This is a genomic window from Hyphomonas sp. FCG-A18, assembly GCF_045287255.1.
Lineage (GTDB): Bacteria > Pseudomonadota > Alphaproteobacteria > Caulobacterales > Hyphomonadaceae > Henriciella.
In genome coordinates, this window is the sequence record NZ_CP137142.1 from 122118 (window position 1) to 135380 (window position 13263).

9 protein-coding genes are annotated in these 13263 nt (G+C 55.1%); 2 read left to right on the forward strand and 7 right to left on the reverse strand.

The genetic code is table 11. From position 1 onward, the window contains the following. Positions 1-8: 8 nt before the first annotated feature. From RYZ27_RS00595 to RYZ27_RS00620, 6 genes are all read right to left on the reverse strand, one after another. Complete coding sequence (locus tag RYZ27_RS00595) at positions 9-1238, reverse strand: FAD-dependent oxidoreductase (RefSeq protein WP_406680420.1); 1230 nt, start codon at positions 1236-1238, stop codon at positions 9-11. A 63-nt stretch (positions 1239-1301) separates the two neighbouring features. Continuing rightward, complete coding sequence (locus RYZ27_RS00600) at positions 1302-4244, reverse strand: TonB-dependent receptor plug domain-containing protein (RefSeq protein ID WP_406680421.1); 2943 nt, start codon at positions 4242-4244, stop codon at positions 1302-1304. A gap of 104 nt (positions 4245-4348) precedes the next feature. Next, positions 4349-5242, reverse strand: coding sequence for a LysR family transcriptional regulator (locus tag RYZ27_RS00605; protein WP_406680422.1), 894 nt, complete (start codon positions 5240-5242; stop codon positions 4349-4351). Positions 5243-5631: 389 nt separating this feature from the next. After that, complete coding sequence (gene topA, locus RYZ27_RS00610) at positions 5632-8190, reverse strand: type I DNA topoisomerase (RefSeq protein ID WP_406680423.1); 2559 nt, start codon at positions 8188-8190, stop codon at positions 5632-5634. A 147-nt stretch (positions 8191-8337) separates the two neighbouring features. Continuing rightward, a complete protein-coding gene (locus RYZ27_RS00615; protein WP_406680424.1) occupies positions 8338-9456 on the reverse strand; it encodes an LptF/LptG family permease in 1119 nt (372 codons plus the stop codon). Beyond that, a complete protein-coding gene (locus RYZ27_RS00620; RefSeq protein WP_406680425.1) occupies positions 9453-10568 on the reverse strand; it encodes an LptF/LptG family permease in 1116 nt (371 codons plus the stop codon). The genes RYZ27_RS00615 and RYZ27_RS00620 overlap by 4 nt, the downstream gene beginning before the upstream one ends. Positions 10569-10663: 95 nt before the next feature. On the opposite strand from RYZ27_RS00620, the gene RYZ27_RS00625 reads away from it, so the two are divergent. Beyond that, on the forward strand, positions 10664-12130 hold the full coding sequence (locus RYZ27_RS00625; RefSeq protein WP_406680426.1) for a leucyl aminopeptidase: 1467 nt from the start codon (positions 10664-10666) through the stop codon (positions 12128-12130). A 3-nt stretch (positions 12131-12133) separates the two neighbouring features. Next, entirely contained in the window at positions 12134-12601 is a 468-nt protein-coding gene (locus RYZ27_RS00630) for a DNA polymerase III subunit chi (protein WP_406680427.1), read from the forward strand. Between the two features lie 78 nt (positions 12602-12679). Here the strand turns inward: RYZ27_RS00630 and rimM are convergent, their stop codons facing one another. Beyond that, the gene (rimM, locus tag RYZ27_RS00635) at positions 12680-13225 is read right to left on the reverse strand and encodes a ribosome maturation factor RimM (RefSeq protein ID WP_406680428.1); all 546 of its coding nucleotides are present in this window, start codon (positions 13223-13225) and stop codon (positions 12680-12682) included. Positions 13226-13263: the final 38 nt, after the last annotated feature.

Below are 13263 nucleotides of genomic sequence, written 5' to 3' on the forward strand. Positions count from 1 at the left end.
AGTCCTCCTTATGCTGCGCGTGAAGCGCGAGTGGCTGGGCCGATAAGGTCGGCAAGGTTTTGTGCGGCGCCGGCGGATAAAGTCCAACCGAACATGCCATGTCCCATGTTCAGATAGATGCCCGGCACCTTTGATTGGCCAACAATGGGTAAGCTACTGGGCGTCGCTGGACGAGCGCCAATCCAGGTTGATTCAATTCGGGAATAATCAGCCACATCAGGGATAAGCTGCCGGACTGTTCGGATAAGGTCCTGAACGCGCTGGCGGCGACGCTCTTCACTCGCGATGCCAAAGTCGGCAAACCCGGCAATTCGTATCTGATCGCCAATCCGCGAAAAGACGATTTTGTATCCAGCATCTGTCACGGCCACTTGTGGTGGGTTTGAGCCAAGCGGCGCGGTTAAGGAATAGCCCATAACGGGATAAATCGGCAGGCGAATATCCAGAGCTTGCAGCAGTTTAGTGCCAGCCACCCCGGTACAGACAACCACGGAATCAAAAGTCAGTATCTCTCCTGTTGAGAGTGATAGTTCCTGCGGGCCTTGTTCCTTTGCCGAAACGCCGACAATATTCGTATTAAAGCTGAACTGAACGTCGAACGCTTTCTCGCAAAAGGCGACCATCTGCTCTGAAAAGCGGGCAGCGTCACCCACTTCATCGCCTTCGATCCATACACCACCAGCAACCTCGCCATTATAGTTTCGCAAGGCAGGTTCGCGCTGCAAACAGTCTTTCCAGGGTAAAACTTCACGGTATACGCGTTCGATTGACTTAGGCGTCGGTGCTGCGGCCTTCTCAAGGTCTTTGGCGCTTTTCAAAAGGACAAGCTTGTTCGCTTTGCGGTGCCCAAAATCAAAGCTTGTTTCAGATAGAATCTGCCTAAAGACAGTCCCCGATTGTTGAGCGAGAGCTGCCAATTGCTCGGCATCTATTTGCGATTGACCCGGCTGGCAATGCCGAAGGAATTGCAAAGACCACTTCATAAAATCAAATGATAGCGTCGAGGGCAGTCGGAATGCAGGATCAGCCCCGAACAGAATGCTTGGAACTTTGCCAAGTAAACCCGGCGTCCCCATGGGTGAAGCAAATCCGTAAGAAAGCTGGCCACCATTTGCGAAGCTGCTTTCCATTGCAGCGCGTGGTTCACGGTCAAAGACCGTTACTTCATGGCCGATCTTGGCCAGCATGTAGGCTGTGGTTACCCCAACCACACCCGCACCGATGATCGCGATCTTCATAATATGCCCCTGGGCATGCAGGTGAGCCCGGAAAGGAAGAGACTCACCTGCGTTGGTAAGAGACTAGAATTCTTTGCGGATATCCACGTACCAATAACGCCCACGGTTCGAGTGAAGACTTGGGAAGTAACCACTGGCGAATTCGTCTGCGAGCGGCGGCTCCTCATCTGTGATGTTGCGAGCGCCCACGCGAATACGCGTATCGCCACCCAACCATTCCTCTATTGTATACTGACCATAGAGGCTGATGGTCTCAAACGGATCGACTTCGAAAATCTCACCGCCTGGTCCCGTCACGGACGTATCGATCACGTCACCGACATAGTTGTAGAACAGGCCAGCACCCCAGGCGCCGTTACGCCAGATGACACTCGCATTACCGCGCCATTCCGGACGCCCATCCTGTTGAATACGGTCTTGCGAGCCAGGCACATCGACCGCGTCATTCGCGGTACCCGCTTCGACCGCAGCAAGGATCGCGTTGGCCTCGGCAGACGGCGCCTGGAAAGCTTCCTTGAGATAGGCCGCGTTCACTTTGAAATCGAAGTTGCCGAGCTGATCTGTATCAATGCCCCAGTTTACGCCAAAATCGATGCCCTCGAACTCACGAGGGTTCAGGTTGACGTACTGGTCCGCGACTTCGACGATTTCGCCTGCAGGTGTCAGGCCTGCTGCCGTGTAGAGCGCGATTTCATCAGCGGTTGGAGCTGCGCGGACAACGTTCGGGTTAGAGCTGCCTTGCAAGCGCAAGACGTAATCCAGTGAAATTTGGTTCTGATCCCCAAAGATACCGACCACATCTTCTTGTTCAATCCGCCACCAGTCCAGAGTGAAGGTCAGGTCATCTACGAATGACGGCTGATACACGAAACCGATTGAGATATTATCGTTTTCTTCCGGTTGCAGATCCGGGCCACCCGAGCGAACACTTTCTACGGAATTTCCGTCACAATCACCGGTATTGAAGTCGGTCCCGTTTGCACGCGCAGTTGCCTCGCACAAAATCCAGTCTTCCCGGCCACCGTTTACACGGCGAATTCCTGTCGCATTGATCTGCTCCAGATTTGGCGCACGGAAGCCTTGTGAGTATGCAGCGCGGACCTGGAAGTCAGCATGCGGATACCAAGACAAGGCAACTTTCGGTTTTGCGATGCTGCCGACATCTGAATAGTCTTCCGCACGGATAGCAAGCTGTGCATCCAGGCTATGGACGAGCGGGATATTCATATCCTCGCTGACCAGCGGCACCGCCAGTTCTGCGAAGGCTGAAAATACGTCCCGGTCCCCATCTGTATCTGGTGTTGGACTAGACCCCATAATGTCACTTGGGATGACGTTCCCGGTCACCGCGTCAGTAAACACGATTGTACCATCCAACCGCGCGTCACGATCATCCTTAAACTCCTCGCGGCGGAACTCCACGCCAAGAGCGATGCCGAGGCTCCCGGCTGGTAGTTCATAAACTGACCCACTGGAAAGCTTAAAGTCCGCCAAGGTCAGCGAGGTTTCCCCAACCCGCGAAACAGGTACGAGGAAACTATCGATGGTAGCCTGGCTATTGAATGTCCCCGGCGCATCTGTATCAGTCGTATTGCCCCCTGCGAAGATATTATAAGCGTCCGCGGTAGTTCCATTAATCGCTTGTTGGAAAAGCGTGTTGCTGACGCGATTGGTGACATCGGTTGTCTCAGCTTCCGAATGAAGCAGCGCAGTCTCCCAATTCCATTGCTCCCAATCACCTCGCAGGCCGCCAAGCAATCTGAAGCTATCATTTTCTACGTCAACACGGCGAGGACCTGCATCCAGCGGACGATAATCCCGAATCTCAAGATCGACATCGAATGGGTTATAGAAAGCCTCCGCAGACACAGCCAAGCGCCCGCTTGAAAGGATTTGTGCGGCTTCACGCTCCCGGTTGTAATCGGCGTGATAATACGTTACCTCACCAAAGAACTCGGTACCGTTCAAGAACTCATGGTTCACAAAAGCCATGATGTTTTGACGTTCAGTGTTGCCAACCAGCTCGCGATAACGCGCACGGTCAAGGCGCAATGCGGTGTCGATGGAGCCGCCATTGTCGGCACAGACACCATTTCCAAGATCAACGAGACATCCGGCAAACGTATCCGGTTGAATATGGAAATCATCATCACCGATCGCTGCGATCGGGCCCTCCAGGGATCTAAACTCAGCCCATTGGGTCTGCGTTGAGAGATTTCGGAGCTGTGTATCCCCTTCAAATGGGGTTCCCTCAAAGAACGTTCTCAGGTCCTCTGTGCTCGAATTACGCAGCTGCAACGCAGAGAAACCCTCACGATCAAGAAAGTTTGCGAATACCGAAACATTGGTCCGGCCATCATTGAAATTCTTGCCCCACTTTACCGTGCCCGTGAGCTCTCTCAGGTCAGTGTTCTCAGAGCCGCCATAGCGAAGACTAACATCAAAGCCTTCGAAATCATCCTGAGTGATCGTATTGATAACGCCTGCCACAGCATCAGTGCCGTAGATCGCAGCAGCCCCATCTCGCAGCACTTCCAAGCGCTGAATACCGGTTACAGGGAGCGATTGTGAATTGACGGTGTTGACCGGAACAAAGTCCTCAACTTGTGTTCCCGGATGGAGCACAAGCCGGCGTCCGTTCAATAAGACGAGCGTATTGCCTGTCCCGATGCCGCGGAGGTTGATGGAACCGATATCACCCCGGGCGCCGTTAACGCCTGTAAATTCAGCTTCACTGAAAATGATGTCTCCAACTTGTGGAATGGCGCGTAACAACTCGTCACCACTGCTGGCACCCGTGACATCAATATCATCGACACTCAAAACCGTAACAGGCAGAGCACCCGCAATGTCAGAGCCAATAATTTGCGAGCCGACAACGACGACTGTGTCGAGTTCACGGGCCTCATCGCTATCTGCTGTTGAGTCTTGTGCTTGTGCGATCATACCTGTTGCAAGCACAGCGCTTCCCAACAAAGCCGCCTTAAGCGAAGTCTTCACCATCATATCCATTTCCTCCCGATGTGCTTCATCAATGCTCAGATTGCTGAGCTTTTTTGGGTGAGCAACGTCTTTGCGGCGACCGGGGTATAACCTCAGGTTATGTGACGTTACCCGGAAACCACCCGTAACTCCGCTGTGAGATCATCAAGAAAGGCCCGTTCGGAAACCGATACTTTATAGTTTTCGCGCACAATAGCTCCCACCGAAAGCCCAATATTCTCAGTGAATCCGTAGATATCGACCCCGTCACTGGACGGCCCGCGCGCAGCATATTCATCGACGATGGCAATACCGGCTCCGCTAGCGACAAGCATCTTGGCAATATAATAAGTGTTCACCACAATTCGTCGCGACTGTTGTATATCTGACACATTTTCAAGGTGCGAACTCAAGAGGTGCCCCAGAGGCGCGTCTACATCGAGGTAAATCACCGACTCGCTATTCAAGTCACGTGTTGTGATCGTGGCACCCTTCCCTGTCCAATGACCCTTCGGAGTCACGCATACAAACTTTGCTGTGGTAATTGGAATAATGCGAAGCCCTTCACGCGGATAAGGCTGATAAGCAATGGCGATGTCGGTTTGCTCTGTGCGTAAGGCGTTCACGGCTTCGTCGAAGTGAAAGGTTTCGATTTCTATACTTGTTTCGGGATAGCGCTTTGCGAATGCCGCAATTGCGCGTGGCCCTGCGGAGAGACCAATACTCGGCGCGAGCGCGATCCGAAGGGGCTTATCACTCCCCAATTTCGCACTGGTCGCCCTGGCGCGAAATCGGTTTACTTCATTGAAGACCTTGGCTGCCCCCTCAAACAGGTCAGCAGCCTCTTTTGTAGGCACAAGGCCTGTCGTGGTTCTCTCGAACAGCTCGTAACCGAGCGTATCCTCAGTATGTCGAAGAACCTTGGAAATAGCCGGTTGAGATACCCCTAGTAGCTCACCAGCTTTACTGATCGACCCTGCCGAATAGACGGCATAAAAGACTTCGATTTGCCTCAACCTCATAACACAAGGTTATCAGGCAACACCCTCCAGTAAAGCTTGTTTAAGCTCAAACACTCCAACGCAAGTTTGATAGCTCATAGGCGCACAGAAATCATAAGAACGCCACCGTCCTTGATTGTGCCAGTAATCAGAAAAAACTCATACCGCATCAAGTGGGGCAAGCGTTGTATTTCTTTATAGGTCAAATCTGCAGCACACATTAGAAAAACCCAATCTCATCGGCTCGCGAGATGCCAAATAACACCTCTATGACAGTTGCTGCTTGGCTTTTGGAATCATCGAACGGTTTTCTCTTGGACGGCAAGCTGCATTGCAGGATAGGGCTTATCAATGAAGCCAAGCCCAATACCTTTGGCAATATAAACAGACATGTCCTGCGCCCTCGCTGATTACTTCTTGGCCGTTGCTTTCTTCTTCGCGGCGGGCTTTTTCTTGGTTGCGCGCTTCTTAGTCGGCTTCTTGGCTTTTGCTTCGATCAGCTCAATGGCTTGTTCAAGCGTGACCGCATCTGGAGCAATATCTTTAGGCAGGGTCGCATTGGTTTTGCCGTGCTTCACATATGGCCCATAGCGGCCTTCAAAGACCTTGATTGGCTCGCCATCGGTGTGATTACCAAGCTCGCGCAGGGCTTTGGCGGCGGTGCGGCCCCGCCCGCCGGGATTAGCGCGTTTGTCTGCGATCAGGGTCACGGCGCGGTTAAGGCCGATTTCCAGCATTTCCTCGACGGTGGGTACGTTCGCATAGGTCTTCAGGTGCTGCACATAAGGACCATAGCGCCCAAGATTGGCGAGGATGGGTTCGCCGTCTTCGGGATGTTTGCCGACTTCACGTGGGAGGTTGATCAGCATCAGGGCCTTCTCAGCCGTTAGATCCTGTGGCGACCAACCTTTTGGCAGGGAAGAACGCTTTGGTTTGTCTTCGCCTGGAAGGGTCATTTCCAGGTACGGGCCAAACCGCCCTGACTTTAGAAGGACAGGTTGGCCATTCTCATGCACAGCCACCTCTTCGCCATCCGGATTGATAGCGTTTTCGGCTTCTTCCGCGGTTGAAAAAGGTCGTGTGAATTTGCATTCCGGGTAGTTGGAGCAGCCAACAAAGGCCCCGTGGCGGCCTAGCTTGAGTGATAGCTCACCTTCATTACACAGTGGGCAAAGGCGCGGGTTTTCCTTAGTGTTGCCATCGGCATCTATGGCCGGGAACACGTGCGGGCCGAGCACCTCGTTGAGAACGTCCAGCACTTCTGAAACGCGCAGGTCTTTGGTTTCGGCAATGGCAGCTGTGAACCGATCCCAGAACTCTTTCAGGAAGGCTTTCCAGTCGAGCTTGCCATCGGAGATGATGTCGAGTTTTTCTTCCAGATTGGCCGTGTAATCATACTCAACATAACGACGGAAGAAGTTTTCCAGGAAGGCGGTGACCAGACGGCCTTTGTCTTCCGGGATGAGTTGTTTCTTCTCAATCCGCACATAGTCGCGATCAACCAGCGTGGAGAGGGTTGAAGCATAGGTTGATGGGCGGCCAATGCCGAGCTCTTCGAGTTTTTTGACCAGAGACGCTTCAGTGTAGCGCGGTGGTGGATTGGTGAAGTGCTGCTCGGACTTGGCTTCGAGCAAGTCCGCATGATCGCCTTGCGCCATTTTGGGTAGGCGGGCTTCGGCATCCTCGTCCTTGTCGGTATCGTCACGCCCTTCTGTGTAGAGCTTGATGAAGCCATCAAACACCAGAACCTGACCGGAAGCCCGCAGCATGGCAGACTGGTCCTTATTGGTCAGGTCGATGGTTGTGCGCTCAAACTGGGCGGCGGTCATCTGCGAGGCAACGGCGCGGCGCCAGATCAGCGCGTAGAGCTTCCAGAGATCCTGATCGGGGTTTTTGTAATCATCAGGACGGATAGAGAAAACGGTTGGGCGGATCGCCTCGTGGGCTTCCTGAGCGTTCTTCTGCTTGGAGGAGTAGCGGCGTGGCTTCTCCGGCAGATATTGCGCGCCATAATCGCCCTGAATGTGCTCACGGGCATGGTGATAGGCCTCTTCAGCCATGTTCACACCATCGGTTCGCATATAGGTGATGCGGCCTTCTTCGTAGAGCTTTTGTGCCGCCTGCATAGTGCGCTTAGCGGAGAAGCCGAGCTTGCGCGAGGCGTCCTGTTGCAGGGTAGAGGTGATGAAAGGCGGTGGCGGGTTACGCTTGACCGGCTTGGCCTCAACGCTGGTGACGGAGTAACCGCCCTTTTTGACCTGCTCGAGCGCATCGGCGGCCATGTCAGCATTCGGCAGGCTGAACTTTTTGAGCGCCTTGCCATGCAAAGCGTGCAGCCGCGTGTCGAAATCGGTGCCATCTGGCGCACGCAGTTTGGCGCCAATCGTCCAGTATTCTTCTGGCTTGAACGTCTCGATCTCAATCTCGCGCTCACAGACAATGCGCAGTGCAACGGACTGCACGCGGCCTGCAGAGCGGCTGCCCGGTAGCTTGCGCCAGAGCACGGGCGAGAGATTGAAGCCCACCAGATAATCCAGCGCGCGTCGGGCGAGATAAGCATCGACCAGTTCCTGATCGACCTGACGTGGGTTTTCCATCGCACTTGTCACAGCGCTCTTGGTGATCGCATTGAAGACAACGCGCTCAATCGGATAGTCTTTCTTCAGAGCGCGGCGTTTACGCAGAGCCTCGATAATGTGCCAGCTGATCGCCTCGCCTTCGCGATCCGGGTCGGTTGCGAGGATCAGCTTATCGCCAGCTTTCACCGCATCTGCGATCGCCTTGATCCGCGGTTGGGATTTGCTGTCAGCCTGCCAGACCATGTCGAAATCATTGTCAGGATCGACCGAGCCATCCTTGGACGGCAAGTCCCGGATATGCCCGTAAGAGGCGAGGACTTTATAATCCTTGCCGAGATATTTGTTGATCGTCTTGGCTTTGGCCGGGGACTCGACAACAACGACTTTCATGAAGGCTGGCTCCGTAAGAGGGCTTTGAGGCGGCGGAAAGTGGTTGGCCTTCCCGCCGCTGTCAACCGTTCGAAGCGAGTTGTAAGATCTTTGACAGGGGTCTGCCGATACAAATCAGGTGTTTCTGGTCAAGACCAGCTGCTGCTTCTAGCCATCTTCCTGATAGGACAAGATGGTCAAGGAGATAAATAGTGCACAGAGCGCCGGGGACCATGCTGCAATGATGGCGGGCACTGCGCCCGAAGCGCCGAGACTACTCGCAATTTCATTGATGAAGAACAGCCCGACCGCCGCAATCGACCCCGTGGCGATGAGGCGCGATGTGCCACCAAGGCGCGACAGACGCAGACAAACCAGCGCGCCAATCAGGGCCATCGCGACATAGAGGACGGGTAAGGCGGTTAAGCCAAACCAGCGCATAATAAAGCTGGAGGCGTCCAATCCGGCTTTTGAGGTCTGGTTGATGAAGCCGGGAAGGTTCCAGAAGCCAATCGTGTTGGGAGATGTGAACCTGGAGAGCAGTTTGTTGGGGTCAATATCGGTCTCGATGGCCAGGCGATCCATGCGCTGGGTCTGGCCATCCGGAGTGTTCTCCACAATGTCGGTCAGTTGCCAGAAGCCATCAATGATGACAGCCTCTCGGGCATCAATGCGGCGGACAAAGCTGAAATCCTCAGTCGGCCGTGCGCCATCATAGACGCGCCCTTCTTCCAGCAGTTTGATATTGGAGAAGACAAGGCCGCTTTCGTCCACACTTTGTGCGTAGATAACGATCTGGCTGTCATCGCTGCCCTGTCGTAGCCAGACGTCTTCGCGTGTGTCTTCAACGCGTTGGCCGCCCTCTTGCAGAAGCGCGGCGCGTGTATTCTCAAACCGTTCTGATAGCGTGGCCCCAAGCGGGTTGAGCACCATCATTGAGAACAGGCCAAGCCCGGCGGCCAGAACGATGAGGGGGGCGAGGAACTGCCAGGCGGATTGGCCGGTAGCGCGGATGACAGACAGTTCTGATGTCTTGGACAATTGATTATAGGCGATCATTGCCGCGACCAGAATGGCAAAAGGCAAGGTCTGTTCGATCAAGCCGGGCAGCTTCATGGCTGAGAGCTGGAGCGCTGTTAACGGCGAGAGATCAACGTCCCCCCCGACCGTTCGCAATTGCTCTACGGTATCGACAAGCATGATTGTGAGAACGAAAATACCAACGACTAGACCAAGAGCAGTCAGGCATTTCATAAAAATATAGCGCTGGATCCGATTCCCGATCATGCGAGACTCCGTTTCCGGCTGACGCCCTTGATGCGTCGCCCGCGCCAGAACAAGGCATATGCGAGAAGCACGATCGCAGTCACGGGCACCAACCATTGCGCAGCATTCATGGCGCGGTCACTGGTGCTGGCAGACTGAACCGAGAGTTGGACAATGATCAGGCCCAGCGCGGCTGCTGAGGCAAACACGATGCGACGGGAATAGCCCCTGCGGCTGAAATTGCCGCCGAGCACAGCCAGGATTGCGAGCATAGCCATCGCAATTGATAGAATAGGTGTGGTGATACGGGCGTGTGCCTCGGCGAGGAATTTGTCGATGTCCTGCGCTTCCTGCGCATTGCTGGGATCAAGATAAATCAGCTCATGCAGATAGCGATCTGAAGCCTTGAGAATGATCTTGTCGTCTTCACGGATGAAGGGTGAGAGGTCGATGGTAGACTGGTCAAACCTCAGAATCGTGAGCTCATTGTTGGAGTTGAGTTGGTATACTTCACCATCAAACATGACGATGCTGGGCACCCCATCAACTTCAATGAAGCGGCCTCGCTTGGCCAGAACATCACGGGCATCCGGTTGGCCGGGACGTTCGGCAATCTGAACGCCTATCAAGTCACTGCCTTCCTGGGCCCGGGCAAAGACAGTGAGGTTTTCATCCGGCGAGGTAAACTGGCCGGGCCTGAACAGGGTTGAAACCAATTCGGTGCGAGCATCCTGTACCTGCGCCCGCATCTCGCGCTGTGCGGCCGGTTGGACGAACAGGTTCACGCTAAGATGAAGAATGGCCGCCAGAGTCGCGAGCCGTAAAACGGGCGAGGCGATCTGCCAGCGCGTCATACCGGCGGCTTCGGCAACAACAATCTCACTATCGCGATGCAAGCGATTGAGGGCCCAGATACTGGCTACGAACATCGCCATGGGCAGAAGCAGGGCCATGATCTGTGGCGCACCCAACATGACAATGGTGAAGAATGTGAAGGCGTTCTGGCGGTTCTCGACAATAATATCGGTTCGGGAGAGCCCTTGTGCAAGGATGGCCAGCAGGGCTAGTCCGCCGACAATGATCAGGACGGACCGCATCACCCGGAAGAAAATATACTTCTGGATGTTGTTCATGCTGCCCGAGTACCTGTTTTTTCTGTCGTCGACTCTCAATAACGAGTTGCACCGCTCGCGTCGATGCCTAGTTGTAGGGCAAACGGAGTTTAATCATGAATATACAGTTCGCCGAAAGCGCCAGCGCAGACATTGTCGCCTTTATGATCGATGAAGGAGGGGATTTGCCCGCTGCGGCCAAAACCCTTGATGACGCCGCAGGAGGGCTTTTGTCTGAAGCGCTCGCCGCAGACAACTTCACCGGCAAAGCTGGCCAGCAAGCTTTCATTGTTCTGCCCAAAGGAGCTGAAGCGCGCCGCGCTGTCCTGATCGGGGCAGGGAAGAAAGACAAGCGTGACGCTCGCGCTTTCGAGAAGCTGGGTGGTCAGCTCTATAAGGCTCATGCCAATAGCGGCTTCGCCTCGCTCGCCCTGCATGCCGGAAAAGCCGAAGATGCCGCGCGGATCGCGGTTGGGGTTCGCCTTGCGGCCTATCGCTTCGATGATTACCGCACCAAGCTGAAAGATGAAGACAAGCCGACCCTGAGCGAGGTCACGCTGATTCTGAAAGGCGACAAGACGGCTCAAGACCTGTTTGCAGCGCTCAGCGCTGGGGTCGATGGCACCTATATGGCACGCGATCTCGTCAACATGCCGCCAAATGATCTGAACCCGGAAACCTATGCCGCCAAGATTGAAACGCTGGCAGAACTGGGCCTTGAGATCGAGATTCTTGGCGAGGCTGAACTTGAGAAGCTTGGCATGCGGTCCATGCTCGGCGTTGGTCAGGGCAGTGTGAAAGAATCCAAGCTTGGCATTATGCGCTGGATGGGCGGTCAGAAAGACGAAGCCCCTGTCGCGCTTGTCGGTAAGGGTGTCTGCTTCGACACAGGCGGTATTTCCCTGAAACCCGGTGCAGGTATGGAAGACATGCGCGGCGATATGGGCGGCTCTGCCGCTGTGGTCGGCGCAATGGTTGCGCTGGCAACCCGGAAAGCCAAGGCGAATGTTGTGGGTCTGGTGGGCCTGGTTGAGAACATGCCCGACGGCAATGCGATCCGTCCGGGTGACATTATCAAGGCCGCCGATGGCCAGACGATTGAAATTCAGAACACGGACGCTGAAGGCCGTCTGGTTCTCTGTGATGTGCTTTGGTACGCGCAGGAGCATTACAAGCCAAAAGCGATTGTTGATCTTGCAACCCTGACCGGGGCCATCGTGATCGGTCTTGGGCATCACCATGCGGGTCTCTTCACCAATGATGATGGTCTGGCCTCAGCCCTGACAGATGCCGGGATGACAGAGGGTGAGCGGGTCTGGCGTTTGCCGCTTGGCCCGGAATATGATCGCCAGCTCAAATCCAAATTTGCCGATATGCGCAATATTGGCGGTCGTCAGGCCGGATCGATTACGGCAGCGCAATTCCTGCAGCGCTTTATCCGCGAAGGGCAGACCTGGGCCCACCTTGATATTGCGGGGGTCGCATGGGTTGAAGGCGAGAAAGCCCCGACCGACCCAAGCTGGGCCAGCGGCTTTGGTCCTCGCTTGCTCGACCGCTGGATTGCCGAGAATTATGAAGGCTAGGATTTGAGCGAAACGGCTTCATCCCCCGAATGGTGGTTTTACCACCTGTCCCGCACCACGCTGGAGCGAGCGGTGGGGCCGTTGCTCGAAAAATGTCTGGAACGGGGCTGGCGTGTTCTTGCGGTCAGCCCCGATGCCACCCGTCGCGGCGCGCTGGATGAAGCGCTCTGGACGTATACGGATGAGAGCTTCCTGCCGCATGGCCAAGCCGAGGCGGAGGGCCTTGATGCAGCGGCCCAACCGATCCTGATCACATCCTCAACGGACAATCAGAATGCGGCCAGTGTCGCGCTTCTGATGGATGGCACGGATCTGCCCGTGGATGCGCCCTTCACACGCTGTATGGTCATGTTCGACGATGGCGACACAGCGACGCGTCAGAAGGCGCGTGAGCAGTTCAAGGCCGCGAAGGATGCGGGATTGAGTGCACGCTATTTCCAGCAAGGGCCGCGTGGCTGGCAGGAGGCTTAGGAGACGGTCGCTTTGCGAACATTTGATCCGGTGGATCAAATGAAGCCGGATAAGGCCACGGCAGTGGTGTAAGCGCGACTAGCCGCGATCGTCTGGTTTGCCGCTCTGGTCAGCCCAGACATCGAAGGTCGCAATCGTCACGGTGCCCTGATCCACATTGAGATCAGGAACATCTGCCAGCGTAAACGGGATCAGAACAGGTTTGCCGCCGCCCGAAGGTGTGACTTCCAATAGGTCACTCGCGCCATGGTTCAGCACAGCTTTAACCTTGCCGAGCGGTGCGCCGTCCTCGGCGATGGCGGAGAGACCAATCAGGTCATCGACATAGACTTCATCTTCGTCCGGCTGCGGCAAGACATCTCGCGGAACACAGAGCGGCGTGCCTTTCAGGCTGTCCCAGTCTTCTTTCTGACGGCGTTCTTCAGGCTCTACAATGAAGTGGTTTTTGGCTGGCCGGGCAGCGACAGGCGTGATCAGCACCTGCCCGTCTTTTCCGAGCAGTGGCCCATAGGCGAACAGGTCTTCCGGCTGTGCGGTGAAGCTTTTCACCCGCACGTCACCACGCACACCATGAGCGCCCATAATGCTGCCAATCACCACAAGATTGTCGTTTGTTTTTGCCATTCTCAGCGCTTTAGGCCGCGATCAGGCTTGTGGGAAGC